Here is a 26663-nt window from a genome sequence, read left to right on the forward strand (position 1 = left end):
GAAATTGGCGGGTTATGGTTTGCGGGCGATGTCCCTGTGTCGGTGAACATCGGCGACATCACTATCTGCTTCTAATGTCAGCATAATGGCATGCAGATGTTCAATATCGCGCAAATCTACATCAACAAGTAGGCGGTAGAAATCAGGTTTTCTGTCCAGAAACTTCAGGTCCGAGATATTGGCCTTCTGTTCGCCGATCAGCGAGCAAATGCGCCCCAGAACCCCGGCATCGTTCGATATGGTCATGTTGATGCTGACCGTATGAATTGCCGGATGCTGCCCGGAATGCCAGTGCAGGTCGACCCAGCGGGAACTGTCTTCCGCCAGTTCGGCCAGGGCGTCGCAATCAATGGTGTGCACCATCACGCCCTTGCCCCGATAGGTGATCCCGACGATACGTTCGCCGGGCACGGGCTGGCAACATTGCGCGCGGGCAAAATCCTGCCCGGTTTCAAGACCAACCACCACGGAATCGCCGTCAACCTCGGCTTCCGCCTCAACACTTTCCGGATAAAGTGCCGCGATGACGTCGCGCGCCTGCAACTCGGCTGACCCCAATCTCGCAAGCAACTCGTCAACATTGCCCAAACGCATTTGTTTGGCCGCGGTTGCAAGCGCCTTGTCGGTCGCTTTGCGGCCAACATGTTCGAACGCCACACGGGCCAGCTCGCGCCCCAATCGCACAAAGCGTTCACGATCGACGCTGCGCAGGCTTTTTCGAATGGCGGCCTTGGCGCGGCCCGTCACCACGATGTCAATCCATGTGGCCTGCGGGCTTTGACCCTCGGCGGTCATGATCTCGACCGACTGGCCGTTCTTGATGCGCGTCCACAGCGGCACCCGAATGCCATCAACCTTGGCCCCGACGCAGCTGTCCCCGATCCGCGTATGGATCGCATAAGCAAAATCCAGCGGTGTGGCCCCACGCGGCAGCTTCACGACCTCACCCTTCGGGGTGAAACAGAACACCTGGTCCTGATACATTTCAAGTTTCACATGCTCGAGGAATTCGTCATGGTCCTCCGCCGCCTCAAACCGCTCGGTCAGCGAGGATATCCACTTGGCAGGATCGACCGCAAACGGGTTTTCGGCGCGCACACCGTCCTTGTATGACCAATGCGCGGCAACCCCGGCTTCGGCCACATCATGCATGGCATGGGTGCGGATCTGAACCTCGACCCGTTTGCCATCGCGACCCGACACGGTCGTGTGAATCGACCGATATCCGTTTGATTTCGGCTGGCTGATATAATCCTTGAACCGCCCCGGAATGGCCCGCCACCGTTGATGGATCACCCCCAGAACGCGGTAACAATCCGCCTCGTTATCGGTGATGATCCGAAAACCATACGTGTCCGACAGACGCGAGAAGCTCTGGTTCTTTTCCTCCATCTTGCGCCAGATCGAAAACGGCTTCTTGGCGCGCCCGAACACATCGGCGGTGATCCCCGCCTTGTTCAGTTCCAGCCGGATATCGCCGGTGATCTTCTCGATCACGTCGCCGCTTTCCTTCTGAAGCCGCAGGAACCGCCGCATGATCGAGTTCCGACCCTCGGGGTTCAGAACATGAAAGGCGAGGTCTTCCAGTTCCTCACGCATCCACTGCATCCCCATGCGACCCGCCAGCGGCGCATAGATATCCATGGTTTCGCGCGACTTCTGAACCTGTTTTTCAGGCCGCATGGCGCGGATCGTGCGCATGTTGTGCAGCCGGTCGGCCAGCTTGACCAGAATGACACGCATGTCCTTGGACATCGCCATGAACAGCTTGCGGAAGTTCTCGGCCTGCTTGGTCTCGGACGAGCTGAGCTGAAGATTGGTCAGCTTGGTCACGCCATCGACCAGCTCTGCCACCTCCACCCCGAAGATCCTGGACACTTCGGAATAGGTCGACCGGGTATCTTCGATCGTGTCATGCAAAAGCGCGGTGATGATCGTGGCATCATCCAACTGCATATCCGCCAAGATTTCGGCAACCGCAAAAGGATGGGTAAAATAAGGCTCGCCGGAATGGCGGGTCTGGCCGTCATGCATCCGCGCGCCGTATTCATACGCCGCGCGGATCAGTTCGTGATTGGATTTGGGGTTATAACGGCGGATCCGTTCGATCAGCCCATCAAGATCGAGGTCAAGATCTGGAAGGTCGTTCATCCGGTCCGCCACCCCGCGGGGATCTTAGATCCGTTAGCCTTGGCCTTGCGCTTCCATCAGTGCACGCAGAAGTTTTTCTTCGGACAGATCGTCCTCGGCTGGCTTGTCAGCAGCTTCAGCCCCCATCAGCAGGGCCATGCTGTCTTCTTCCGGCTCATCGACCTCAATCTGGGTCTGATGGCTTTCGATCATACGCTCACGCAACTCGTCGGCGGTTTGCGTTTCATCCGCAATCTCGCGCAGCGCAACGACAGGGTTCTTGTCATTGTCGCGGTCGACGGTGATCTGGCCACCGGCCGAAATTTCGCGGGCACGATGCGAGGCGAGCATTACAAGCTCAAACCTGTTCGGGACTTTGTCTACGCAATCTTCAACCGTCACGCGGGCCATGATCAATCTCCATTCCTTGCAAGGGGATGTGAAACGCCTATCTAGGGCCGATGCCAGCCGGTTACAAGCAAAAACAGGCCTGCATCACGGGAACTCATAGGGTGAAACGCCCTTTTTTTCTTCATCGGGCAGGTCGTCGACCATCTCTTGCACTGTCCTGCCGGTCACCGGGTGTCGCCAATCGGGCGCGATGTCGGCCAAGGGAATCAGCACAAACGCGCGGTCCTGCATCCGCGGATGCGGCAGGATCAACTGCTCGGGGGCCAATACCTTCTGGTCTGCCAACGGCAAGTTCATCCAGTGTGACAGCACGGATTTGTCCGGCAAAATCTGGGTGCCATAAGCGATCAGATCCAAATCCAACGTGCGCGGCGCCCAGCGCGAAGGCCGCTCTCGGCCAAACGACGCCTCGACCCGATGCAAGGCAGACAACAGGTCTTCCGGCGAAACATCCGTGTCGATCCCAACCGCCGCATTCACAAAGTCGGGACCGGCACCTGCCGGAAAGCAAGGCGTGCTATAATACCGACTGCTTCTGGTGATTCTAAAACCCTGTGCTGCCAGGTGTTCAACCGCATCGTGTATGATTTCTGCCGACTCTCGCTGCCTTGACGTAGCGTTACCTCCTAATGAAACCAGCACTTTTGGACAGGTTACATGTGAATTAATTGCTTGCGGCACCGTGTTGTTTCCCTAGATTGCAAATATGTTTCTTCGTTGATTGATTTCTTCATTACCACTCACGGAATTGTTCGGCGAAGCGAATTGGAAAGGAATTATTATGTTCTACCGGGACGAACGGCTTGCGCTGTTCATTGATGGTTCAAACCTTTACGCGGCCGCCAAATCGCTGGGTTTTGACATCGACTACAAACTACTTCGCCAGGAATTCATGCGCCGGGGCAAGCTCTTGCGTGCGTTCTACTACACAGCCCTTCTGGAAAACGAGGAATATTCACCGATCCGCCCACTGGTGGACTGGCTGAATTACAACGGCTTCTCGATGGTGACCAAGCCAGCCAAGGAATACACCGACTCGATGGGTCGGCGAAAGGTCAAGGGCAACATGGATATCGAGCTGACCGTCGATGCGCTGGAGCTTGCGCCGCATATCGACCACGCGGTTCTCTTTTCAGGTGATGGCGACTTCCGCCCGCTGATCGAGTCATTGCAGCGTCAGGGCGTTCGCGTTTCCGTCGTGTCGACCATCCGCAGCCAACCCCCGATGATCGCTGATGAACTGCGCCGACAGGCCGACAATTTCATCGAGCTGGAAGAGCTGAAAGACGTGATCGGACGCCCGCCTCGCGAGTTTGACCGCCCCGATCGGTCCGAGGAATAGATCAGCAATCTGAGTGAAGTTTGAAGGCCGGGGCAGGATCCCGGCCTTTTACATTCCCGCGTCGGGCACGCTTCCGACTGGACCTTGCCGTGTAAAATGCGTACCCCTCCCTGCATCGGAGGATGCCATGACCAAGCCTGCTCTTACACTTTACCTTGCCGCGCCGAACGGGTTTTGCGCGGGCGTGGATCGCGCCATCAAGATCGTCGAAATGGCAATCGAGAAATGGGGGCCACCGATTTATGTGCGCCACGAGATCGTGCATAACAAGTTCGTCGTCGACGGGCTGCGCGCCAAAGGTGCCGTGTTCGTAGAAGAACTGGACGAAGTGCCCGATGATCGCCCGGTCATCTTTTCGGCCCATGGGGTTGCCAAGGCCGTGCCTGCCGAAGCCAGCCGCCGCGAGATGGTGTTTGTCGATGCCACCTGCCCGCTTGTGTCCAAGGTGCATATCGAGGCCGAGCGGCACCACCAGAACGGGCTGCAAATGGTGATGATCGGCCACGCGGGCCACCCCGAAACCATCGGCACAATGGGCCAGTTGCCCGAGGGCGAGGTGCTTCTGGTCGAAACCGCCGAGGATGTCGCCACCCTGACTCCGCGCGATCCCGAACGGCTGGCCTATATCACCCAAACGACCTTGTCGGTCGATGACACGGCGGGCATCGTTGCCGCGCTCCGCGCCCGTTTCCCGCAGATCATTGGTCCGCACAAGGAAGATATCTGCTATGCGACAACCAACCGGCAAGAGGCGGTGAAAGCGGTCGCGCCGAAGGTCGACGCGCTTTTGGTGATCGGGGCACCCAACAGCTCGAACTCGCGCCGCCTGGTCGAAGTCGCCCGCGCCAATGGCTGCCGCTATGCGATGCTGGTGCAGCGCGCGGACGAGATTGACTGGCGCGCCATCGAAGGTATCCATTCGGTCGGTCTGACCGCCGGAGCGTCCGCGCCGCAAGTCTTGGTGGACGAAGTCATCGACGCCTTCCGCGACCGTTACGGTGTGACCGTTGAACGGGTGGAAACCGCACAAGAGAATGTCGAATTCAAGGTGCCCCGCGTCCTGCGCGAACCCGCATGACCGAGGACAAGAAGACGCTTTCTGTCTATGACGCCGAGGCCGACGCTTATGAAAAGCGCGTGGCCGAAAAGTCGTCCCCTGGCCTGCGGGCATTTCTGAAGCACTTGCCCGCGAAGTCCCATGTGCTTGATCTGGGTTGTGGTCCCGGCCTGTCCGCTGTCGCAATGCAGGCCGCCGGTCATACTGTCGATGCCGTCGATGGATCAGCCGCAATGGTCGCTCGCGCCCGTGCAAACGGTGTTCCGGCCCGACAGGCACTGTTTTCAGAGATCGACACAACCAATCTATATGACGGGATATGGGCCAATTTCAGCTTGCTGCACCTGCCCCGCTCGGACTTCAAACCCACGCTGGCCCGCTTGCACACGGCGCTTCGGCCCGGTGGGCTCTTTCACATTGGTATGAAACTGGGTAAAGGCGAGGGCCGCGACCGGCTGGAGCGGTTCTATACCTATTATCAGCCGGACGAACTTGAGGCGGCATTGACGGAAAGCGGATTCACTCCTCTGTCACGCACCCATGGTTCGGGGCGTGGGTTGGAAGGTTCGATTTCAGACTGGATGGTGGTGCTGGCGCATGGTTGAGGTTTCGCATGGCTGAGTTTTTCGCATTTACCGACGGCGCGTGTTCGGGCAATCCCGGCCCCGGCGGTTGGGGGGCTTTGCTGCAAGCCCATGAAAATGGCGCGGTGATCAAAGAACGCGAATTGAAGGGCGGCGCGGCCGAGACCACCAACAACCAGATGGAGTTGATGGCTGCCATCATGGCGCTGGAAACCCTTGGCAAACCCTGTGCGATCACGGTTGTGACCGACAGCGCATATGTGAAGAACGGCGTGACCGGCTGGATCCATGGCTGGAAGCGGAACGGCTGGCGCACGTCATCAAAGAAACCCGTGAAAAACGTCGAGCTTTGGCAACGGCTGGATGCCGCCCAGGCGCGTCACCAGGTGACGTGGAAATGGGTCAAGGGCCATGCAGGCCACCCCGAAAACGAACGTGCCGATGAATTGGCCCGCGCAGGGATGGAACCGTTCAAAGGCTGACAGCGTTTAGAACTCAAGCCAGATCCCCGCTGCAACTTCGTGCTTTACGGCACCATCCAAGCCATATGTCCATTCAAGCTGAACGTGCTTGCCCTGTTTGTATTCCCACGCAACCGAAGGAGTAAGGTTGACCTGCGCCCCCGAATCCATCGTACTGACGTCCAGCGCCACCATGGTCATCAATCGCGGATTTGGTTTCACACCAACCAACGCAAACAGACCGTAGTTAACCTGCGCATTCTGGATCGACAGTGTCGCCGTCAGCTCGACATCCATCCAGCCGGGGCCAATCGCGGTGTCGATCCCCCGACCCAAATGAACAGAAGGCGAGACATTTGGATCATCCGCAGTCCCTTCAATCGCAAGGCTAAGCGCCCTTTCCCAAATTCCGTCGCTATCCGGCACATGCCATCGTGCAAAGGCTTTCATCTGCGTGACGTCCCTTGTGGCAAGCGCATAGTCCAGCTTGCCGCCAACGGTCCAACGATCCGTCAGCCCGTATTCACCATAGACGCTGACCACCGGTGCATCATCCAGCGTGTCAGCGTCCTGACGCACCTGCCCGGACACAAACGCCTCACCCTTCTCGCGCGGCCACGCGCCCGCGCTGGCAAGATCGCCGGTAGCAAGCAGCATCGCCAAAATGCAGATGAAAAGCCGGGGTGTCATACCCATCAGATTGGTGACGATTGGTTAACCAATGATTAAGAAAACGCCGTAAAATAAGGTGTTTCGCAGCGAAACCGCTTCGCAATCTGGCTGCGTTTCGGGCTATTTTCGGCTGCTATACCGCTGCCAAATCCAGATCAGGAACATCGCGCCCACGACCGCGCCAACGAAGCCAAAGACCAGCCCCCCGATCATCGCGATGAATCGCAGGACGAACCCGCCGATCAGTGCTCCGGCAACACCGATGGCAATCGTGGTCGGCACATCCGTGCGCAAATCCATGAACCGTGTCGCCAAGAACCCGGCGGCGGCTCCGAAAATGATCAGCATGATAACAGGCATGTTTGGAATATGGGGCTCTGCGCCCCGGAATGTAAGGGTTAGTTAACCCGGTCGGGCAAATCATAACCCCGCAGGAACTCTGTGGCATCCATCGCACGCTTGCCGGGTCGCTGGGCGCGCAGGATTTCGACAGCTCCGTCGCCACAGGCAATCGTGAACCCGTCCAGAACCTGACCGGGCGAACCGTTCCCGCTGGCAAGGCGCGAGGCCAGCAGCTTCACCTGCTCGCCCCTGATGTCGCATTTCGCGCCGGGAAAGGGTGACAAGCCACGGATCAGGCGATCAACCTCGACCGCCGGACGGGTCCAGTCGATCCGGGCCTCGGCCTTGTCGATCTTGTGGGCATAGGTGACGCCATCGTCGGGCTGCGGCACGGGCGACAGGTCAGGCAAGTGGTCCAGCGCCTGAACGATCAGACGCGCGCCCATGGTGGACAGGCGGTCATGCAACTGAGCGGTTGTTTCCTCCTGACCGATTGGCGTGGCCTCACGCAGCAGCACAGGGCCAGTATCCAAACCGGCCTCCATCTGCATGATGCAAACACCGGTTTCCCGATCTCCGGCCATGATCGCGCGATGGATGGGCGCGGCCCCGCGCCAACGCGGCAAAAGGGACGCGTGGATGTTCAGGCAGCCCTGTTCGGGCGCATCAAGCACCGCTTGCGGCAGGATAAGCCCGTAGGCCACAACGACCGCCACATCAGCGTTCAATGCGGCAAAACCCGCTTGTTCATCTGCACCCTTCAACGATTTCGGGTGTCGCACCTCCAACCCAAGGGCTTCTGCGCGGGCGTGAACTGGGCCGGGGCGATCCTTCTTGCCGCGACCGGCGGGGCGGGGCGGCTGGCAATAGACGGCGGCAACCTCGTGCCCCGCATCAACCAGCGCCTCCAGCACCGGGACCGAAAAATCGGGCGAGCCCATGAACACAAGCCTCATCGCGCCAGTTTCCTTGCCTTCTTGATCAGCATATCCCGCTTTACCTTTGACAGGTTGTCGAAATACATCCGCCCGTTCAGATGGTCGATCTGGTGCTGAACCGACGTGGCCCAGATGCCGACGAAATCCTGTTCCTGCTCTGCACCGTCTTCATTAAGAAATCGAACCGTCACCGCACGCGGGCGGCTGATCACGGCAGACACGCCGGGCAGGTTCGGGCTGGCCTCCTCGTGCTCGCGAAATTCAATCGAGCTGTGCAGGATTTCCGGGTTGGCCATCCGGACCGCCTTACCACGTTCATCCGACGCATCCACCACCGCCAACCGCTGCATGATGCCAAGCTGCGGCGCGGCCAGACCGACACCGGGCATGGCATCCATCGCCTCGATCATCTCGGCCCAGATGGCGCGTGTTTCATCGGTGACGGCCGCAACAGGCTCGGCAGCAGTGCGCAGGCATTTATGGGGGTACCTCAGAAACGGGCGATGGGTCACGTCCGCGCCAGCTCGCGTTTCAGCTTCTGCATTTTGCGGGTGATCATCTGCCGTTTCAACGGTTTCAGGTAATCAATGAACAGCTTGCCATTCAGGTGGTCGATCTCGTGCTGCACGCAGGTCGCCCACAGCCCGTCAAAATCCCGTTCCTGCAGATTGCCGTCACGGTCGAGCCAACGCACCGAGACCTCTTTCGGGCGCGTCACCTCGGCATATTGCTCGGGGATCGACAGGCACCCCTCTTCATAGGTGTTCAGATCGTCCGAGGACAAGATGACCTCGGGGTTGAACATCATGATCGGTTGCGGCGGTTCGTTTTCATCGCGCACGCAATCCATCACGATCAACCGCGTCAGAACGCCGACCTGCGGCGCGGCCAGTCCGATGCCCGGCGCGTCATACATGGTTTCCAACATGTCATCCGCCAACTGGCGCAGCTCGTCCGACAGGTCGGGCACAGCTTCGGCAACCTTCTTAAGGCGCGGATCGGGGTGGATAAGGATCGGTTTTATGCTCATGCGGTGGATTTAGGCCATGGGTGGCCGTTGCGCAATGGGTGCGTGCCACAAGGCCCGGACCCCGTTCGCGATTTAAGATGCAACCCGTCTTGCGCCTGCCGCCCAAACCGCTACCGTGCCCTCAGAAAGGAGACCCCATGGATTTCGACAAGATCATCGACCGACATGGCACCAACTCGTCCAAATGGGACAAGATGGAAAAGCTGTTTGGCGTGTCGCCCGAAGACGGGCTGGCGATGTGGACCGCTGACAGCGACTATCCCACGGCGCCCTGTGTGATTGACGCCATAAAACGCGCCGCGGACCATGGTGTCTTTGGCTATTCATGGGAATATCCCGCGTATCTGGACGCCGTCGCGTGGTGGATGAAGACCCGGCATAACTGGGATGTGGACCCCCAATGGGTGTTGACCAGCCAAGGCTTGGGCAACGCAATCGCCCTGTGCCTGAATGTCTGGAGCGAACCGGGGGACGGGGTCGTGATTTTCACGCCCGTCTATCACGAGTTTGCCATTAAGATTCGGAAGAACAATCGACAAGTGGTGGAATGCCCACTTGCCCTGAACGGGGACCAGTACGAGCTGGATCTGGACGACGCGCAGGCGCGCCTGACGGGCAACGAAAAGATCCTTATCTGGTGTTCGCCACAGAACCCTTCCGGCCGGGTCTGGACGGAAGATGAACTGCGCGCCGTCGCTGATTTTGCCGACCGCAACGGGTTGTTGCTGGTGTCAGATGAGATTCACCACGACCTTGTCTATCCCGGCAACACGTTCGTTCCGATGGCCGTCGCCGCACCTGATGCACAGTCGCGGGTGGTGACTCTGACCGCTTCGTCAAAAACCTTTAACATCGCCGGGCAGCGCACCGGCAACATAATCATCCCCGACAACCGGCTCAGGGCCGAGATGCACAAACAGCTTAACAAACTGGATTATGCCCCCGGCATGGTGGCCGTTGCGATGATCACCGCCGCTTATTCGCCAGAAGGCGCTGCCTGGGTGGATGAACAGATCGCCCATCTGGCCCGCAACAAAGCCCTGTTCGACGAAGGCATCAACAGCATTCCGGGTGTTTCATCCATGCCGCTGCAAGCGACCTATCTGGCGTGGGTCAACTTCGCTGGCACCGGCATGTCGCACGAGGAGGTCACGGCGCGCATTCGTGATGACGCGAAGATCGCGGTCAGCCCCGGCCCTGCATTCGGCACCGGCGGCGACGGGTTCCAGCGTTTCAACCTTGCCACACAAGGTGCGCGCGTCGAAGAGGCCGTGGCACGCATGAAGCGGGCTTTCAGCGACCTACAATAGCATTTGAACCGGCAGAGAACCGCCCAAGGCGAATTCCGCTGCCGGTTCTTCCTTGATCCCATGACGCGCTTGGCACACATGCGCAACATGAATGGATTGGCTCAGTTCTTTTCACGGCTTTCACTTTTGGCCCTGTTCGGGTTGGTGGGATTCGTCCTTTGGGATCGCTATACACCGCCAGCGCCACCCGCGACGCTAGAGCCGATCATCGGCCAGATCGACCGGATCGTGATCGAGAAATCAGAACGGCGGATGGTGGTGCTCCAAGACGAAACGCCCGTGCGAACCTATGACATCGCGCTGGGCTTCGCGCCCGAAGGTGACAAGGTGTTGGAAGGGGACGGCAAGACCCCGGAAGGTCTGTTCAAGATAGATCGCCGCAACGAGCAAAGCGCGTTTCACCTGTCGCTGGGCATCAACTATCCCTTGCCCGAAGACCGCGCGCGCGCCCAAGCTGACGGAGTTGATCCGGGCGGAGACATCTTCATCCACGGCCAACCAAACAGGCGGACAAGACCCGAACCGATCATGATGGATTGGACCAATGGCTGCATTGCGCTGTCCAATACCGAGATCGAGGAATTGTGGTCCGTCACCCCTGTCGGGACGCCGGTTGAGATCAGGCCCTGATTCTGGCGATTACATCGTCTGGATTTGCTCTTCGATCAAAGCGACCGGGGCGTTTTCTTCCCGCGCAAAGTCGAGGGGGGCTTTGTCATGCGCCTCTGCCCGCCATTTGAACTCGTATTTCATCTGCCCGTCCTCTTCCTCGGATGCGACGATCAGGCACTGATACAGGTGGCGTGACCCGTCATAGAGGTCGACAAGCCCGCGCAGGTGGGGGGCACGTTCGGCATCAAGGGTGAAACCGCCATCCCAGAAATCCAGCACCGGAAACACCTCTTCATTGACGCGAATCCGAAGTCTGCTTTTCTTCTTGAGGTCTTTCTTACGCGCAGCTTCCAGCCCCTCGCGCACCTCTTTTGGCAAAAATTCCAGCATGTTCCACCTCCCAGCCGCACATATGATGGCATGGAAAGTGTAACGGTCAAGTAAAGCTTTTCGGAGCGGGGTTGGCCCATACGGTCAGTCTGGATCGGATGTCAGCCCCTCGAATGCGTCCAACGCCGCCTTGCGGGCGACGGCGTGGTCCACCATGGGGTTGGGATAGGTCTTGCCCATCGTGGCACCCGCCTTGGCAAGCACCTCGGCGGGGGCGGTCCACGGTGCGGCCAGATATTTGTCGGGCAGCTTCGCGATCTCGGGCACGTATCTGCGGATGTAATCCCCGTCCGGGTCAAACTTATCGGCCTGCGTCATCGGGTTGAACACGCGGAAATAGGGGGCGGCATCCGCACCGCAGCCCGCCACCCACTGCCAGCTGGCCGCGTTTGATGCCAGATCCGCATCCACCAGCGTATCCCAGAACCAGTCGCGCCCGGCGCGCCAGTCGATCCGCAAGTGCTTGACCAGAAACGACGCGACCACCATGCGCACCCGGTTGTGCATGTATCCGGTCTGCCAAAGCTCGCGCATCCCGGCATCGACGATGGGATAGCCCGTCTGGCCGCGCTGCCATGCGCTCAGGTCGTTCTGGTCATATCGCCATGGAAAGGCGCGGAATTTGGGCTGGAACTCGGTGTATTCAAAGTCGCGATTGTGAAACAGAAGATAGGCCGCGAAGTCGCGCCAACCCAGTTCGGCGCGGAACTTCTCGGCGTCACGCCCAGACATCTGGCCCAGATGTTCGGCCCGGTCCAGCGCGGCCCAGACCTGTCGGGGGCTGATATTGCCGGATTGCAGGTAAGGCGACAGGCGCGAGGTGTGCGGCATGGCCGGGAAATCACGCCCGTTGGCATAGCCTTGCGCGCCTTCGTCCAGAAATTCGTGCAACCGGGCCATCGCGCCACCCTCGCCAGGTTGCCAAAGCGGTGCGAAACCCTCGGCCCAGTTGGGAGAGGTCGGCAGAAGGGCGAAATCATCAAGCGACGCGGACTTGAGGCCAGCGCCGAAAGTGATGGTCTTCGGCACCGGCAACGGATCGCCCAGACCGGCGGCGCGGATTTCCGCGCGGCTCGCCCGCCAGAACGGTGTGAACACCTTGAACGGCGTGCCGGATTTGGTCGCGACCCGCCAAGGCTCCAACAAATAGCGCCCGGGATGGCTGTGCACCGTGCAGCCCTGCGCGGTCAGATCGGCCTTCAACGCGGTGTCGGCGGCCACCTCATCGGGGGTGTATCGTCTGCTCCAATAGACATGCCCCGCGCCGGTTTCTTCGCGCAGTCGGGCCAGTTCGTCGGCGGTGGTGCCATGGCGCAGAACCAATTGCCCACCCAGCTCTGCCAACTGTTTCGACAATGCGGCCAGCGCGTGATGCAGCCACCATTTCCGCGCACCGCCGGGCCGGTATGGCGCGCCCGGGTCCAGAATGAACGCGCAGGTCACGCGATGTCCTGCCTGCACCGCGGCGGTCAGGGCGGGGTGATCCGACAGCCGCAAGTCGTCGCGAAACAACAGCAGGGCCGTTTCATTTGCGCTCATACCATCACCTCGTGCTTGTTGGCGTCACCGAAATATACGCCCCAAAGCGCCGAATGGATCAGTTATTGTGATCTTCGACCAAATCGACACCGACCACCGGACGAAGCACATGCGGCTTGGCCGGATCATAGAGCGCTGAATCCTTGAAATCCCGACCGCGATCCAGCGCAGGGCCGACAAGGATCAGCGCGGTGCGGGTGATCTTCTCGGCGCGAACTTTCTTACGAATGTCGGCGATGGTGCCGCGAATGAACATCTCGTCCGGCCAGCCAACGCGATAGGCGACGACCACGGGACAATCCGCGCCATAGTACGGTGTCAGCACACGCTCAATCTCGCGCATGTTGCGGACGGCAAGGTGGATGGCCAGCGTCGCGCCCGTCTTGGCGAAGTTCTCCAACGTTTCGCCTTCGGGCATCGAGGTCGACTGCATCGACATCCGCGTCAGAACGATGGACTGCGCGATTTCCGGGATGGTCAGTTCCTGACCCAATGCGGCGGCGGCAGCGGCATAGGCAGGCACGCCGGGGATGACCTGATAGTCGATGCCGTCTGCGTTCAAGCGGCGGATCTGTTCGGCAATCGCGCCATACAGCGACGGATCGCCCGAATGCACACGCGCCACGTCCTGCCCGCGCGCGTGCGCCGCTTTGATTTCCGCATGGGTGTCATCCAACGTCATCGCCGCAGTGTCCATCACCTTCGCCCCTTCGGGCGCACAGGCGACAACCTGTGGCGGGACCAGTGATCCTGCATAAAGGCAGACCGGGCATTCGCCGATCACGCGCTGCGCCTTCAGGGTCAGAAGCTCGGGATCGCCGGGGCCGGCACCGATGAAATAGACGGTCATGACAGATCTCCATCAATGCGGCGGGCATAGCCGCGCGGGGTAAACATACGCGGGCCTTCGCCCAATTGCGCCAGACGCGAGTTCGACGAGCCGACCAGAACCACGGTCAGCATATCGACCTCGTCCACCTGCAACTCGTCCAGACAGCGATAGCGGATGTTCTCGGTCGGGCGGCCAAGGTTGGACGCCAGCATCACGGGCGTATCCGCCGGGCGATGTTTCAAAAGGATATCCCGCGCCTCGGCCAGCAGGGTGCGGCGCTTCATCGACACGGGGTTATAGAAGGCGATCACGAAATCGCCCTCGGCAGCGGCATGCAGACGCTTCACGATATCCTCGCGGTGGGTCAGCAGATCCGACAGCGAAATGGCGCAGAAATCATGACCCAACGGCGCCCCGGCCCGCGCGGCTGCACCCTGCAGCGCGGACACGCCGGGGGTGGAGACAACCTCGACCCGACGCGCTGCATCGGTCACCCCTTTCTCGTCTTCCGAGCGGTCCAGAAGTTCATACACCAGAGCACCCATCGCATAGATGCCCGCGTCACCCGAACAAACCAGCGCGACGTTCTTGCCTTTGCCTGCCTGTTCCAACGCATAGCGGCAGCGATCTTCCTCGCCCCCCAGCGGGAAGTCGGACCGGGTTTTGCCAGCGGCCAGCGGGCCGATTAGGTCGATATAAAGACCGTAGCCCACCAGTTCCTCGGCCTCTTGCAGAAGGTGGCTGGCTTCCGGCGTGCGCCACGTGTGCTGGCCCGGCCCGATCGAGACGATGGACAGCTTGCCACGGCTGCGACCGCGCATCTCGGTGATCGGTTCGGGTGCACGGGCGATGGCGCAGGTGGTGTTGGCGGTTTTGACCTTCTCGACGACCAGTTCGGCGTCGGGTCCGGCAGCGGCCAAAGCGGCACCTTCCGACACGCCGTGACAGCCGACTTCCTCGAACACCACGTCCGAGGGGTTCGCCAATCGCGCGGTTTCGGCTTCCAACTCTTCCGCCGTGAACACACGGAAGGGCACGCCCAGACGGCGGGCCAGATCGTTCATCGCACGCTCGTCGGCTTTCAGGTCCAGCGAGGTAACGCAAGCGATGGCCTCGGGGGCAATGTTGGCAGCAGCCAGTTGCGCGGATACGTTCTGCCACAGCTCTTCGGGGTCCGCATTGCGCGCACAGCCCACGCCCAGCGCGAAGCGTTGCGGGTGATAGGCCAGACGGGTCGGGCCGGTCTCGACCGGCGCTTCCGACACAACCAGCTCGACCGAACCGCCCGCGTCTTCGATGTCAAAGATGTTCTCGCCCACGATGGAGACACCAGCACCGGACAGAAGCTCTGCCATGGCTTCCTTGGCATCCTTCTGGTTCGCCAAGCGGTAGCCCACGGGTGGTTCATCCAACGCCATGCCCATCGACACGTCGCCCGCAGTGGTCACGGCGGCAGTCGCACCGATCTCGGCGGCAATCTGGCTGGCCAGACGGTTCGCCCCGCGATGTCCGCCCAAAAGAGGCAGCACGGCAGAGCCATCATCGGCCACGGCCACGACGGGCGGTTCGGCCAGTTTGTTGGCAAGGATCGGCGCAACCGCGCGGATCAAGATGCCCGCGGCGCAGACACCGACGATCGGCGTGCCTGCCGCGAACAGCATCCGCACGTGATCCAACGCGTTGGGGAAAAACGCATCGGCCTTTTCCACGCGGCTTTCACGCCCATGCACCTGCGCGCCCAGAAGTTTCGCGACCCGGTGGGCCAGAGCTTCGCCCGATGCGTTCAGGCAAATTACAACAGGCGTCACAGCCATGGGTCGGTTCCTTTCGCAAGCAGGATCATCGAGAAGTAAGGGGCTTTTTCAGGGGCGTCCGACAAGGGCAGAACGACCTCTTCCGGCAGGCTGGCGCGTTCGATATAGGTTGCTTTGTCGACCAATCCCAACGCTTCGATCACGCCGCGTATCTTGGGCAGGTGACGGCCGACTTTCATGATCGCCACGCTTTCGGCCCCTTCAATGCGGGCGCGCAATTCTTCCTCGGGAAGTGGGCCGGGAAGGATCGTCAGGCGTTCGTTGCGCGCCACAAGCGGGCTGCGGGCACGGGCAGCACACGCGGTGACCGAGGTCACGCCCGGCACGATTTCCGTCTGGAACCGGTCGGCAAGCCGGGCAAACAGATACATGAACGAGCCATAAAAAAACGGATCCCCTTCGCACAGAACGACCACATCGTCACCGGCCTCCAACCGCGCGGCGATCTTGGCCGCGCCCGTATCATACGCCTTTTGCGCAGGGGCACGTTCGACGGTCATGGGGATGTCCATGGCAATCTCGTCCGCATCGTCCGCTATCAGGTGCGACGCGATGGACCGGGCAAAACTATCGCCGCCCTCAAGTGTCGGAAATGCCACCACCTTCGCGTCCGTTATCAGTCGTGCAGCGCGAAGCGTCATCAGGTCGGGATCGCCCGGCCCAAGGCCCACACCGTAAAGTGTTCCGCTCATCTTTTGATCAGGCTCCACTGGGTGACGGGGCGCATGGGTTTCCAGCCGGAATGCGGACCCAAGGGTTCGGCCCGTTCGACGGACAGCTTCACCAATTGGCCACCGTGTTTCTGATGCAACGCGGTCAAGCACATCTCGCTTTCGATGGTGACGGCATTTGCCACCAGCCGCCCGAGGGGCTTCAGCGCGGCCCACGCCGCATCGAAAACCTGTTCCGACAGACCGCCACCGATGAAGATCGCATCCGGGGCTTCCAGACCATCGAGCGCGGCGGGCACTTCGCCATCCACCAGATCAAACTTCGGCACGCCCAGCGCCAATGCATTCGCCGCCGCCATGGCACGGCGGTCGGCGCGCGGTTCGATCCCAACAGCCCGGGCATATCGCGCGCCGCGCATCCATTCGATCGCGACCGAGCCGCAGCCGGTGCCGATGTCCCACAAAAGTGCGCCGCGCATTGGCATGAGCTTGGCCAGCGTGACCGCGCGGACCTCTTGTTTGGTCATGGTCCCGTCGCTTTGAAACAGCTCATCCGCCAGCCCCGGCACGCGCGGCAGAAGCGCCGCATCGGGGGCGGCGACGCATTCGACGGCCAGCGTGTTGAACTCGGGCACGTCGTGATCCCAACTGTCGGCAACCCCGTCGAACCGCGCTTCGTTGTCACCGCCCATATGGGCCAGAACCGTCATGCGCGATTTGCCGAAGCCGCGTTCGGTCAGGAAACGGGCAATCTGACCGGGTGTTTCTGCACCGGTGGTCAGAACCAGCAACCGAAGGTCGGGCTGGATAAACGCGATCATCTGTTCCACCGGGCGGCCATGCACCGTCAAGGTTTCCAGATCCGCCATCGACCAGCCCATGCGCGCAGCGGCCAGTTGGAATGCACCGACCTGCGGGTGATAGACGATCTGGGCCGGGTCGATATGGCGCCCGATCTTGGCCCCAACCGAATACCAAAGGGGATCGCCCGTCGCCAATACGACGACGCGTTTGCCTTTGCGCCGGGTCAGTTCGTCGATCAGGCTGTCAAAAGGTGAAGGCCAGGCCAAACGTTCGGCATCGCCCTCAATGAGATCGTGGTGGCGCGCGCCGCCAACAATCACCTCGGCGGCGTCAATGACGGCGCGGGTGGCTGGGGTCAGACCCTCGATCCCATCTTCGCCGATCCCGACAATGTGCAGCCACGGGGTGGTCATGCTTTTTCCTCCGGTAGTCCAGCGGCCAGCGCGTTTACCGCAGCCGATGCGATGGCCGATCCGCCACGCCGTCCGCGCAGGGCAACAAATTCGCAGCCGCGCGGGTTGTTCGCGAGTTCCGCCTTGCTTTCCGCCGCGCCCACAAAACCCACCGGGAAGCCAAGGATCACCGCGGGTTTCGGCGCACCCGCGTCGATCAGTTCCAGAAGGTGGAACAGCGCGGTCGGGGCGTTTCCCACCGCGACGACTGCGCCTTCAAGTCGGTCCAGCCAAAGTTCGACCGCAGCGGCCGAGCGTGTGTTGCCTATCTTCTTGGCCAAATCCGGCACCGAAGGATCGTTTAGCGTGACGATCACGTCATTTTGCGCGGGAAGATAGCGACGGATGATGCCCGCCCCGACCATCTCGCAATCGCAAAACACCGGCGCACCGGCCTTCAGCGCGGCGTGACCGGCTTCATAAGCATTCGCCGAAAAGGCCAGACGATCTGCAACTTCGACCATACCGCAGGCATGGATCACACGCGTCGCAAGCGCCGCCATGCCGCCGGGAAAGCGGTCCAGCCGCGCCTCTTTGCGCAGGGTCGCGAAGGATTGCGCATAGATCGCGGACGGATCACGCTCGTACCTGAGCGCGGGGCGTGTCGGTGCAGCCCCGTTGGGGCCTGAGGCGCGGCCATCCGTGGTCATTTCGTGCGTGCCGATTCCGGGCCATGCGGGTGTTTCGCATGGGGGTATTCTGCGTGCACGTGGTCATGATCATGGTGGTGGTGATCATGGTCGTGATGATGGTGGTGCCCGTGATCATGATCGTGGCCATGCGCATGATCGTGGTGATGATCATGATGATGGTGGTGGTGATGTCCCATATAGAGGCGGCATTCCCCGGTGCAGAACGTATCGCACAGGGTGCAGTCGGCCACGTTAGACCCCGGCGCAGACGCGCCCTGCCCTTCGACATGGTGGTGGTGGCTTTCCTGAATGGCACCCACTTCGGCCTCAAACCCCAGCACCTCGACCCGGTATTTGCACATCACGCAGGTGGGCGGCGGCACATCGGCATAGGCCGGGTGCTTGGCACGTTCCTCAACGGGAATGGTGCGATCTTCATCACTGTCCAGCGCCAGAACCTGTGTGCGATAGCCACAGGTGCCGCAATTGGGTGGGGGAACGGTGCCAAGCTGTTCGGTGATCCGCTCGGCAAAGGTTTCCAGAACCTTGGGGTGGTCGTTCAGATATCCGGCCTTCACGAACTCGATCTCGGGATGGGCGGCGGCGACCTTGTCGGTGAAGCCATAGATCCGGTCGATCAGAATCCCCGAGAACAGGAAATAGGGGAACACAACGACGCGTTTATACCCCAGCTTGACCACATGGTTCAGACAGGGTTCGACCAACGGGAAGGTTACACCAGAATAGCCGATCTCAAGCCAGCCAAACCCCATGCCTTCCTGCAACAGACGCCCGACCTTGGCGACGTTGCCGTTCGCATCGGGGTCCGAGGCACCGCGGCCAATCACAACAAGGCAGGTGTCTTCCAGCGGCACCTCGCCATGGTCGGCATTGGCCTGATCGACCGCCTGACGCACCCGGTCGCCCGCAGCCGCGATCATCTTGGGGTCAACGCCCAACTCGCGGCCATAGCTGACCTCGATCCCATGCTTTTTGGCATAGGTGTTCAGGACAGTCGGAATATCGTTCTTGGTGTGCATTGCGGCAAACAGCATCCCCGGCACCGCCAAAATGCGCTCGCATCCCGCGTCACGCAGACGATCCAAACCGTCGCGGATCACCGGGTTGGCAAACTCCAGATACCCATAGTCGGTCATCCAGTCTTTCGGCAGCAGCGCGGGCAGTTTTTCGGCCAGCACTGCAAACTGATCTACTGCGTCCTGACTGCGCGAGCCATGCCCGCAGATCATCACACCAATCTTCGACATGGGCTATGCCTCCTGCGGTTCTTCAGTGTCAGCGTCTTCGCTGTCGTCCTCGCGTTTTGCCCGGGTCTCTTTTGAGCCCCTTAGCGCGGCCCAAAGACCGATGGCGGCGGCAAGTCCGATCAGGATCATACCGCCAACATGACCATGCCCCGCGATCTCTCCGATATGACCGGGATGGGCGATGGCGGGGCCAGCCAGCAGGCCAAGGGCAAGAAGTATCAGTCGGGTCATAAAGACATCCTTTCACGCGTAATCTGGGCGCAAAGAGGCTGTCCCTTGTCATCGACGATGCTGCGTCTGATCCCCGTTACGGGTCGATCATCGACAGCCAACCTCTCTGGCCCAATGGGCTTCGTCGTTGATCCGTATATGCACAGGAAAGGGCGTTCGCAACGGGAAAGGCGGCACGATGGCGGTCGGGGGCGACCAATGGCCGCCTGATCGCCGGATTTGGTCTTTGGTGTCAGCCGCCTGTGCAGCCGCGAATATCAACGCCGCGCCCCGACGACAGAACAGTCAACCGCAAATCGGAGCGATTCAACAGGAAGGGCTTGCCGGAGCTGGGCACGAGATCCGCTACGGTGGTTAGCGCCCCACCCTGACGCTTGGCCTGACGCGTTGACACCCAAACCGAGGGATCGGCGGTTTCGACCACGACCACCTCGTTCGGTCCAAGTCGGGGCATGTCGATGCCCACGGTAACGCGCAACCCGTCCTTCGTGGGTTCGACCTTGCACTCGGCACGGCGCAATCCAGCCTCCTGCGCCGTGTCCGGTCGCTGGCGCAACGCCTGCTTGATCGGTGCCTTCGTCCCACTGCCCTGCGCGGGCAAGTTGATCGAAATCGTCGCGTCCATCGGCATACATACATCCAGACAAACGCCCAGATTGACCTTGCCGGTCAGCGCAATGGGTTTCCCGACGGTCTTGGGAACAAGAGTCATTGGCAACACGAGCTCATGTACATAGCCAATGGTCTGCATGCCGCCAGAGCGAAACACTTCCGGCACCGGCCAGTGAAATTGCACGGCAGCCAGATTACCCGACCCCTGCCAATTCAGGCTTGGAGGAATCCCAGCCTCGCCGGGTGCGCGCCAGTAGGTTTTCCAACCCTCTGCCAACCGAATGCGCAACGCGGCAATATGGTGCCCCTGCGCATCCCGCCAACCGGGCAGGACGTCGATCTTGACCACGTCTTCAGGCGCAGGCGGCATCCCACTGCCTGAGATTGCGGGCGAGACCATGGCGGCAAACGCCATAACGGCGGCAGAAAGAACGGATTTCATATTCATGCACCGATACATAGGCGCGGAACCTTCAATGTGAAATCACATTTAGGGGAGAGAACGTTACCATTTCCCCGCTTTGTGCCTTGCCTTTCCCGGTCCACAGCGGTTTGCTGATGGTATGAGCGCAGACGACAACACCTTGATGGACCTGAGTGGCAAGCTGCTGATCGCGATGCCGGGCATGGGCGATCCGCGGTTCGAACACTCGGTCGTTTTCATGTGCGCCCATTCGCCCGAGGGCGCGATGGGACTGATCGTTAACAAACCCGCGCCTGATGTTTCGCTTGGGGATATTCTTGCGCAACTGGACATCGACGCCAGCGCCACGACCAAGGCCGAACATGTTTTCTTTGGTGGTCCTGTCGAAGGTGGACGGGGGTTTGTGTTGCATTCGGCGGAATATGACAACGACGCCTCGACCCTAAAGGTTGATGACGCATTCTCGATGACCGCGACTCGCGATATTCTTGAAGCGATGGCCAATGGGGCGGGCCCGGAAAACTCGCTGCCCGCACTTGGATACGCGGGCTGGTCGCCGGGGCAGTTGGAGGCCGAGATACAGCAAAACGCGTGGCTGACCTGCGACGCGGAAAAGGCCATCGTGTTCTCGGATGACTGCGACGGAAAATGGAAAGCTGCCTTGGCGAAGCTGGGCATTGACCCCCTGCTTCTGTCCACCGAGGGCGGTCACGCTTAATCCCGAGGGGCCGCTGCCCGGCGCAAACGATCATTGATTGCCCGACCCATCCCGTGATCGGGAATCGGCGACACGGCAATTGGCGCATCCCCCTGCGCATCCAACTGGTGCAGAAACCGAAACAGGTTTGCCGCCGCTTCGACCAGATCGCCGGATGGCGACAGGTTCAGATCAGCTTCGACATGACCGAAGCCCAGCAGGCGCTCGTCGCCCTGTGCGGCTTCGGCATTGAGCCTCAGGGCGGCATCCGGCGCGTAATGCGATGAAAGCTGGCCGGGAGCCGTGATGCCCGCGCTGGTCTGACGGGTGGCGATGGGCCCGCCAAGGGCCGCCTCGATCGCTTCAACCGGCAGGCCACCGGGGCGCAAAAGAACGGGAGCGGGGTCAAACCCGACAATCGTGCTTTCCAACCCAACCTCACACGGGCCGCCATCCAGCACAGCCTCGATCCGGCCTGACAGCCCATCAAGCACATGCTGCGCGGTTGACGGGCTGATCCGCCCCGAAGGGTTAGCCGATGGAGCGGCAACAGGCACGCCAGCGGCGGTAAGCAGCTTGGTCGCAAGCGGATGTGCCGGCACGCGCACGGCAACTGTGGGAAGACCTGCCGAGACAAGGGCTGACAGTGGTCCGCCAGACCTGATCGGCAAGACCAGCGTCAATGGCCCCGGCCAAAACGCCTGCGCCAGATCCTGTGCCGCCCCGTCCATCTCCGCGATGTCCAGAACGGCCTCCAACGAAGGCACATGTACGATGAGTGGATTAAAGTGAGGGCGGCCCTTGGCTTCGAATATCCGCGCGACGGCATGGTCGTTGGTGGCATCCGCGCCAAGGCCATAGACGGTCTCGGTCGGAAAGGACACAAGCGCCCCGGCGCGCAACAGCGTGGCCGCCCGCGCGATACCTGCCGTATCGGCAGTCAGGAATTCGGTATTCATGCCCTCTGCGCTCATGACGCTGCGTTTTCCTTTGCCACCCTTCAGACCTTCAGTAAGGAAGAATAAAGGCCCAGTTAAGGGCCTATTGCCCAGATGCCAAGAGATTTGCCGAGGACACACATGACCTACCGCGCGACAACCGACGATTTTCAGTTCCTGTTCGACCATGTCATCGGCTATGACCAACTGCCCGAAACCGAGCTGTTCGCAGATGCCACGCCTGATGTGGCGATCGCAGTCCTGACCGAGGCCGGGAAGATGTGCGAAGACATTCTGGCCCCCCTGAACCGCAACGGCGATCTGACGCCTGCCAAGCTGGAAAACGGTGTTGTCCGCACCTCGCCCGGTTTTACGGACGGGTATAAGGCGGTCGCCGAGGGCGGCTGGATCGGCATGGCGGCTGACCCCGAATATGGCGGCATGGGTCTGCCCCTGACCCTGCAAACGGCTGTGAATGACATGATGTCGGCCAGCTGCCTGTCGCTGCAACTGTGCCCCCTGATGACGCAAGGCCAGATCGAGGCATTGGAGCATCACGCGTCGGACGCGCTGAAAGAGTTGTATCTGCCTAAGCTGATCAGCGGTGAATGGGCGGGTACGATGAACCTGACCGAGCCGCAAGCCGGGTCGGATGTGGGGGCACTGTCCACCAAGGCCGAGGATAATGGCGATGGCACTTACGCGATCACCGGGCAGAAGATCTTTATCTCGTGGGGGGATAACGACATCACCGGAAACGTCTGCCATCTTGTGCTGGCCCGTCTGCCGGATGGAGCACCTGGCACCAAGGGGATCAGCCTGTTCATGGTGCCCAAACTGATCCCGGATGAAGATGGCAATCCCGGCGCGACAAACAGCCTGCGCGTGGTCAGTCTGGAACACAAGATGGGCCTGCATGGCAGCCCCACCGCGGTTATGTCTTTCGACGGCGCCAAGGGGTGGCTGGTTGGTGAACCACACAAAGGCATGGCCGCCATGTTCACGATGATGAACAACGCACGCATGGGTGTGGGTGTGCAGGGCTATGGCGTCGGCGAGCGCGCCTATCAGGAAGCCTTGGCCTATGCGATGGAACGCAAGCAGGGGCGCACGCCACTGGGCGACGCGGGCACCGGGGCAATCATCGACTTTGCCGATGTGCGACGCATGTTGACCCAGATGCGGACCGAGCTTTTCGCCGCCCGGTCGATGGCCATGTCGCTGGCGCTGGCGCTGGATATGGCCCGCGCGACAGGCGACGAGGACTGGAAAGCGCGCGCCGCGCTTCTGACCCCAATCGTCAAAGCCTATGGCACCGAAACGGGTATTCTTGTCAGCCATATGGGTGTGCAGGTGCATGGCGGCATGGGGTTCATCGAGGAAACCGGCGCGGCCCAGCATTCCCGCGATGTGCGCGTGACCGCGATTTACGAGGGCACGAACGGCATTCAGGCGATGGACCTTGTGGGTCGCAAGATGATGGACGGCGGCGAGGCTGCGTTCCGCCTGTTGGATGAAATCGAAACGCAGGCTGAAGCCGCGCGCGCCGATTTCCCCAACATGTCCGAAGCCGTTTGGTCTGCCGCAGAGGACCTGCGCGAAACCATCGAATGGATGGTCGAGCAATCGGATATGCAAGACCGCTTTGCCGGTGCTGTCCCGTTTCTTATGGGCTTTGCCCGTGTGCTGGGGTCGCATTACCACCTGCGCGCCGCGATTGCAGAGGGCGGCAAGGGCCCACGCTCGGAGCTTGCGCGTTTCTATATCAACCGCCTGCTGCCGGAACATACCGCGCAATTCGTACAAGCCCGCACCGGGGCGGCGGGGCTGTATACGCTCAGCCCGGAAGACCTGGCATCGTGAACAAACCGACGCCAAGCACGCTGCACTTCCCCTTCCCGGAGGCTCCGGGCGAGGGCAATGCTATGGAAGTGGCACAAGGCGTCCTTTGGATGCGATTGCCGCTGCCCATGGCGCTGGATCATGTCAACGTCTTTGCCTTCGACGACCCCGAAGGATGGACCATTGTCGATACGGGTTTTGATTCGAAGAAAACCCGCGGCATCTGGCAAAAGCTGTTGGCCGGACCCCTTGACCGAAAGCCCATTGCACGGGTGATCGTGACCCATCACCACCCCGACCATGTCGGGCTTGCCGGTTGGTTCCAGCGCGAACAAGGGGCCGAGCTTGTGACCACACGCACCGCATGGCTGTTCGCACGCATGTTGCTGCTGGATGAGCAAATGGTGCCGGTCGACGAAACCCTGGCCTATTGGCGCGCGGCGGGCATGGCACCCGAGGTTTACCAAAAGCGGCTGACCGAACGACCCTTCAACTATGCCGACATCGTGGCCGACATGCCGCTGGGCTTCAAACGGATCAAGGAAGGCAGCCGCATTCACTTTGGTGGGCGGGATTGGGATGTGCGAATTGGCAACGGCCACGCGCCCGAGCACGCGACGCTTTGGTCGACGGATGGCGCGCTGGTGATCGGAGGCGATCAGCTTCTGGCGACGATCAGCCCAAATCTGGGGGTTTATGCCACAGAACCCGAGGCTGACCCGGTCGGGGAATGGCTGGAAGCCTGCGAACGCCTGTCACACTACGCGACCCCGGACCAACTTGTCCTACCGGGTCACAAACTGCCCTTCACCGGCTTGCCCACACGAATGCGTCAGCTGATCTCCAACCATCACCACGCGCTGGACCGGCTGGAGGCCTTTCTGACTGATCCCCACGTGGCTGGCGATTGCTTCCCGCCGCTGTTCAAGCGCGAGATTTCGGGGGGTGAATACGGCTTGGCACTGGTCGAAGCCGTGGGGCACCTGAACCATCTGCTGCATGAAGGGCGCGTCACACGCACCCGGCGCGAAGACGGCGCGTGGCTGTGGCAGAAAGCCTAGCCGCGCCCACGCGGCACCACCTCGTATCCCGGTTCTTCCGGCTCATCATCCACCATCTCGGCGGGAAAGCCGGGGGCGGTGATGTCCAGCCCTGTCGCCTCTTCCAACCTGCGGATAATGTCATCTGACTGCGCCCGTTCGCCGTAGCGCGCAATGCCGTCGTTGAATATCTCGACCATCAGGGGCGAGATTTCCAGCGGCACGCCGGCCCGGTCAGCGATAGCCTGAAACAAGCCAATATCCTTTTCCACAAGGTCCATGGTGAAGGAAATGTCGCGCGATCCGTTCAGGATCACCTGACTTTCCGTTTCATGTACGAAGGATGTGCCAGACGAGATTTTGATCGCTTCATAGGTGGTCGCAAGATCAAGCCCGGCGGCTTTCATCGTCACCAAAGCCTCGCAACAGGTCAGAAGGTTGGCGGTCGCCAGATAGTTGGTCATCACCTTCAAAACCGAGGCCGAGCCAAGCGGACCGGTATGCAGAACCCGGCGGCCCATTGTGGTCAGAAGGGGCAGCACCCGTTCAAACGTCGCCCGCTCACAACCCGCAAAAATCGAGATATTGCCCGTATCCGCCCGGTGACATCCACCCGACACCGGGCAGTCAACAGCATCGCCACCGCGCGCGATCACCTCGGCGCCCAGCCGTTTCACCTCGGCCTCATCCGTGGTGGACATTTCCAGCCAGATCTTGCCGGGCCGCACGTGGTCCAGCATTTGGCTGACCACGGCATCCGAAGCCGCAGGCGACGGCAGGCATGTGATGACGATGTCGCAATCCCCCATCAATGCAGCCGGGTTGTGCGCCGGTTTCGCACCACGGGCGACAAAATCCGCAACGATTTCAGGGGCAAGGTCAAGCACTGTCAAATCTTTACCGTTGCGCAACAGACTGCCCGCCAGTTTCCCGCCGACATTCCCCAGACCGATGAACCCTATTTTCACAGTTGTTCCTCCACGATGGGCCAACGCCCAGATCAATCCAGCCTATGCCCTAGGTTGCAAGACCGCACCGCTCTCGTGATCGTCACGTGACGGCATTGTATGCTTGTGCCACAAAGGGCTGAGTGAACTGTAAATCGTTGTGAGGCCAGATGGCGAAGAAAAAGCAGACAAACCGTTCAAACCCGCCCCGCGCACATACCGCCAAATGCAGCGAGGACGGGCCAGTTGTCGTTGACGACAAACCCTTGCCGAAGAAAGTCGCCGAAACGCCACTGGAACAGAAAAGCCCGGCTGAATGGGCGTATGAGCGGCTGATCCTTTATATCAAGAACTTCGAAGAGCAGTTGGACAACGAGCACGAGGTCGCGATGGGCTTTACCGGCGGTGATGCAGGTGTGCTTCGGATCGAAGGGATCGGCTATTTCGACCCTGACGTGCTGACCTTTTATGGCTCGGACGGAGAGGGCATGAAAACGCAGCTTATCCAACATGTTAGCCAATTGTCAGTTATGCTGCGCGCCTTGCCCAAGCGCGTGGAAAGCGAAGCCCCCAATCGCATTGGTTTCCGGCTGGCTGCCGAGTTAGAGGAAGATGTCACGCCGGATGCCTAACCCGCAAAC

30 protein-coding genes are annotated in these 26663 nt (G+C 60.7%); 10 read left to right on the top strand and 20 right to left on the bottom strand.

Features of this window, described 5'->3' with window-relative positions; translation table 11 throughout:
- Positions 1-12: 12 nt before the first annotated feature.
- The 3 genes from J3R80_RS13095 to folK all read right to left on the bottom strand — a co-directional run bounded on the left by J3R80_RS13095 (position 13) and on the right by folK (position 3222).
- Positions 13-2151 carry a bifunctional (p)ppGpp synthetase/guanosine-3',5'-bis(diphosphate) 3'-pyrophosphohydrolase gene (locus J3R80_RS13095; RefSeq protein WP_275394232.1) on the bottom strand — a complete coding sequence of 713 codons (2139 nt, stop codon included), beginning with the start codon at positions 2149-2151 and terminating at the stop codon, positions 13-15.
- Positions 2152-2184: 33 nt separating this feature from the next.
- Complete coding sequence (gene rpoZ / locus J3R80_RS13100; RefSeq protein WP_091428052.1) at positions 2185-2541, bottom strand: DNA-directed RNA polymerase subunit omega; 357 nt, start codon at positions 2539-2541, stop codon at positions 2185-2187.
- An 84-nt stretch (positions 2542-2625) separates the two neighbouring features.
- Positions 2626-3222 (bottom strand): 2-amino-4-hydroxy-6-hydroxymethyldihydropteridine diphosphokinase, encoded by a 597-nt coding sequence (gene folK, locus J3R80_RS13105; RefSeq protein WP_343075827.1) that lies wholly within the window; start codon positions 3220-3222, stop codon positions 2626-2628.
- Between the two features lie 100 nt (positions 3223-3322).
- Between folK and J3R80_RS13110 the strand changes: the two genes are divergently transcribed.
- The 4 genes from J3R80_RS13110 (at position 3323) to rnhA (ending at position 6006) form a co-directional block, all read left to right on the top strand.
- On the top strand, positions 3323-3883 hold the full coding sequence (locus J3R80_RS13110; protein WP_275394234.1) for an NYN domain-containing protein: 561 nt from the start codon (positions 3323-3325) through the stop codon (positions 3881-3883).
- Positions 3884-4010: 127 nt separating this feature from the next.
- Positions 4011-4961, top strand: a complete 951-nt coding sequence (gene ispH / locus J3R80_RS13115; RefSeq protein WP_275394235.1) for a 4-hydroxy-3-methylbut-2-enyl diphosphate reductase — start codon at positions 4011-4013, stop codon at positions 4959-4961.
- Positions 4958-5545 carry a class I SAM-dependent methyltransferase gene (locus J3R80_RS13120; protein WP_275394236.1) on the top strand — a complete coding sequence of 196 codons (588 nt, stop codon included), beginning with the start codon at positions 4958-4960 and terminating at the stop codon, positions 5543-5545. The genes ispH and J3R80_RS13120 overlap by 4 nt, the downstream gene beginning before the upstream one ends.
- Before the next feature lie 8 nt (positions 5546-5553).
- On the top strand, positions 5554-6006 hold the full coding sequence (gene rnhA / locus J3R80_RS13125) for a ribonuclease HI (RefSeq protein WP_275394237.1): 453 nt from the start codon (positions 5554-5556) through the stop codon (positions 6004-6006).
- A 6-nt stretch (positions 6007-6012) separates the two neighbouring features.
- Here rnhA and J3R80_RS13130 read toward each other — a convergent pair whose 3' ends face one another.
- The 5 genes from J3R80_RS13130 to def (J3R80_RS13150) all read right to left on the bottom strand — a co-directional run bounded on the left by J3R80_RS13130 (position 6013) and on the right by def (J3R80_RS13150) (position 8967).
- Positions 6013-6675: a hypothetical protein gene (locus J3R80_RS13130; RefSeq protein WP_275394238.1), complete on the bottom strand. Its 663-nt coding sequence runs from the start codon at positions 6673-6675 to the stop codon at positions 6013-6015.
- A gap of 102 nt (positions 6676-6777) precedes the next feature.
- Complete coding sequence (locus J3R80_RS13135) at positions 6778-7017, bottom strand: GlsB/YeaQ/YmgE family stress response membrane protein (protein ID WP_275394239.1); 240 nt, start codon at positions 7015-7017, stop codon at positions 6778-6780.
- 38 nt (positions 7018-7055) lie between these two features.
- Positions 7056-7955 carry a methionyl-tRNA formyltransferase gene (gene fmt / locus J3R80_RS13140; protein WP_275394240.1) on the bottom strand — a complete coding sequence of 300 codons (900 nt, stop codon included), beginning with the start codon at positions 7953-7955 and terminating at the stop codon, positions 7056-7058.
- Complete coding sequence (def, locus tag J3R80_RS13145) at positions 7952-8449, bottom strand: peptide deformylase (RefSeq protein ID WP_275394241.1); 498 nt, start codon at positions 8447-8449, stop codon at positions 7952-7954. Before def (J3R80_RS13145) ends, fmt begins: the two co-directional genes overlap by 4 nt.
- A complete protein-coding gene (gene def, locus J3R80_RS13150) occupies positions 8446-8967 on the bottom strand; it encodes a peptide deformylase (protein WP_275394242.1) in 522 nt (173 codons plus the stop codon). Before def (J3R80_RS13150) ends, def (J3R80_RS13145) begins: the two co-directional genes overlap by 4 nt.
- Positions 8968-9104: 137 nt before the next feature.
- Between def (J3R80_RS13150) and J3R80_RS13155 the strand changes: the two genes are divergently transcribed.
- Entirely contained in the window at positions 9105-10277 is a 1173-nt protein-coding gene (locus J3R80_RS13155; RefSeq protein WP_275394243.1) for a MalY/PatB family protein, read from the top strand.
- Between the two features lie 87 nt (positions 10278-10364).
- Positions 10365-10907: a L,D-transpeptidase family protein gene (locus tag J3R80_RS13160; protein WP_275394244.1), complete on the top strand. Its 543-nt coding sequence runs from the start codon at positions 10365-10367 to the stop codon at positions 10905-10907.
- A gap of 9 nt (positions 10908-10916) precedes the next feature.
- Here J3R80_RS13160 and J3R80_RS13165 read toward each other — a convergent pair whose 3' ends face one another.
- The 10 genes from J3R80_RS13165 to J3R80_RS13210 form a co-directional block, all read right to left on the bottom strand.
- Complete coding sequence (locus tag J3R80_RS13165) at positions 10917-11279, bottom strand: hypothetical protein (protein ID WP_275394245.1); 363 nt, start codon at positions 11277-11279, stop codon at positions 10917-10919.
- Positions 11280-11363: 84 nt separating this feature from the next.
- Positions 11364-12818, bottom strand: a complete 1455-nt coding sequence (locus tag J3R80_RS13170) for a deoxyribodipyrimidine photo-lyase (protein ID WP_275394246.1) — start codon at positions 12816-12818, stop codon at positions 11364-11366.
- Positions 12819-12876: 58 nt separating this feature from the next.
- Positions 12877-13668: a precorrin-4 C(11)-methyltransferase gene (gene cobM, locus J3R80_RS13175; RefSeq protein WP_275394247.1), complete on the bottom strand. Its 792-nt coding sequence runs from the start codon at positions 13666-13668 to the stop codon at positions 12877-12879.
- The gene (gene cobJ / locus J3R80_RS13180) at positions 13665-15464 is read right to left on the bottom strand and encodes a precorrin-3B C(17)-methyltransferase (protein ID WP_275394248.1); all 1800 of its coding nucleotides are present in this window, start codon (positions 15462-15464) and stop codon (positions 13665-13667) included. Before cobJ ends, cobM begins: the two co-directional genes overlap by 4 nt.
- Complete coding sequence (cobI, locus tag J3R80_RS13185; protein WP_275394249.1) at positions 15455-16156, bottom strand: precorrin-2 C(20)-methyltransferase; 702 nt, start codon at positions 16154-16156, stop codon at positions 15455-15457. The genes cobJ and cobI overlap by 10 nt, the downstream gene beginning before the upstream one ends.
- Positions 16153-17352, bottom strand: a complete 1200-nt coding sequence (cbiE, locus tag J3R80_RS13190; RefSeq protein ID WP_275394250.1) for a precorrin-6y C5,15-methyltransferase (decarboxylating) subunit CbiE — start codon at positions 17350-17352, stop codon at positions 16153-16155. The genes cobI and cbiE overlap by 4 nt, the downstream gene beginning before the upstream one ends.
- On the bottom strand, positions 17349-18041 hold the full coding sequence (locus J3R80_RS13195; protein WP_275394251.1) for a precorrin-8X methylmutase: 693 nt from the start codon (positions 18039-18041) through the stop codon (positions 17349-17351). Before J3R80_RS13195 ends, cbiE begins: the two co-directional genes overlap by 4 nt.
- The gene (locus J3R80_RS13200; RefSeq protein WP_275394252.1) at positions 18038-19291 is read right to left on the bottom strand and encodes a sirohydrochlorin chelatase; all 1254 of its coding nucleotides are present in this window, start codon (positions 19289-19291) and stop codon (positions 18038-18040) included. Before J3R80_RS13200 ends, J3R80_RS13195 begins: the two co-directional genes overlap by 4 nt.
- A gap of 3 nt (positions 19292-19294) precedes the next feature.
- A complete protein-coding gene (locus J3R80_RS13205; RefSeq protein ID WP_275394253.1) occupies positions 19295-19522 on the bottom strand; it encodes a DUF6732 family protein in 228 nt (75 codons plus the stop codon).
- Positions 19523-19754: 232 nt separating this feature from the next.
- The gene (locus J3R80_RS13210) at positions 19755-20576 is read right to left on the bottom strand and encodes a protein-disulfide reductase DsbD domain-containing protein (RefSeq protein ID WP_275394254.1); all 822 of its coding nucleotides are present in this window, start codon (positions 20574-20576) and stop codon (positions 19755-19757) included.
- A gap of 121 nt (positions 20577-20697) precedes the next feature.
- On the opposite strand from J3R80_RS13210, the gene J3R80_RS13215 reads away from it, so the two are divergent.
- Positions 20698-21276, top strand: coding sequence for a YqgE/AlgH family protein (locus J3R80_RS13215; RefSeq protein WP_275394255.1), 579 nt, complete (start codon positions 20698-20700; stop codon positions 21274-21276).
- Here J3R80_RS13215 and J3R80_RS13220 read toward each other — a convergent pair.
- Entirely contained in the window at positions 21273-22229 is a 957-nt protein-coding gene (locus J3R80_RS13220) for an L-threonylcarbamoyladenylate synthase (protein ID WP_275394256.1), read from the bottom strand. The genes J3R80_RS13215 and J3R80_RS13220 overlap by 4 nt on opposite strands.
- Before the next feature lie 105 nt (positions 22230-22334).
- On the opposite strand from J3R80_RS13220, the gene J3R80_RS13225 reads away from it, so the two are divergent.
- Together J3R80_RS13225 and J3R80_RS13230 are read left to right on the top strand one after the other, a co-directional pair.
- Positions 22335-24056 carry an acyl-CoA dehydrogenase gene (locus tag J3R80_RS13225; protein ID WP_275394257.1) on the top strand — a complete coding sequence of 574 codons (1722 nt, stop codon included), beginning with the start codon at positions 22335-22337 and terminating at the stop codon, positions 24054-24056.
- 62 nt (positions 24057-24118) lie between these two features.
- Positions 24119-25096 (top strand): MBL fold metallo-hydrolase, encoded by a 978-nt coding sequence (locus J3R80_RS13230; RefSeq protein ID WP_275394358.1) that lies wholly within the window; start codon positions 24119-24121, stop codon positions 25094-25096.
- Here the strand turns inward: J3R80_RS13230 and J3R80_RS13235 are convergent.
- Complete coding sequence (locus J3R80_RS13235; protein WP_275394258.1) at positions 25093-26043, bottom strand: NAD(P)-dependent oxidoreductase; 951 nt, start codon at positions 26041-26043, stop codon at positions 25093-25095. The genes J3R80_RS13230 and J3R80_RS13235 overlap by 4 nt on opposite strands.
- 149 nt (positions 26044-26192) lie before the next feature.
- Here J3R80_RS13235 and J3R80_RS13240 point away from each other — a divergent pair, with 149 nt between their 5' ends.
- Positions 26193-26654 carry a DUF6173 family protein gene (locus tag J3R80_RS13240; RefSeq protein WP_275394259.1) on the top strand — a complete coding sequence of 154 codons (462 nt, stop codon included), beginning with the start codon at positions 26193-26195 and terminating at the stop codon, positions 26652-26654.
- Positions 26655-26663: the final 9 nt, after the last annotated feature.

The organism is Aliiroseovarius sp. Z3, assembly GCF_029105185.1.
In the GTDB taxonomy this organism is placed as follows: domain Bacteria; phylum Pseudomonadota; class Alphaproteobacteria; order Rhodobacterales; family Rhodobacteraceae; genus Aliiroseovarius.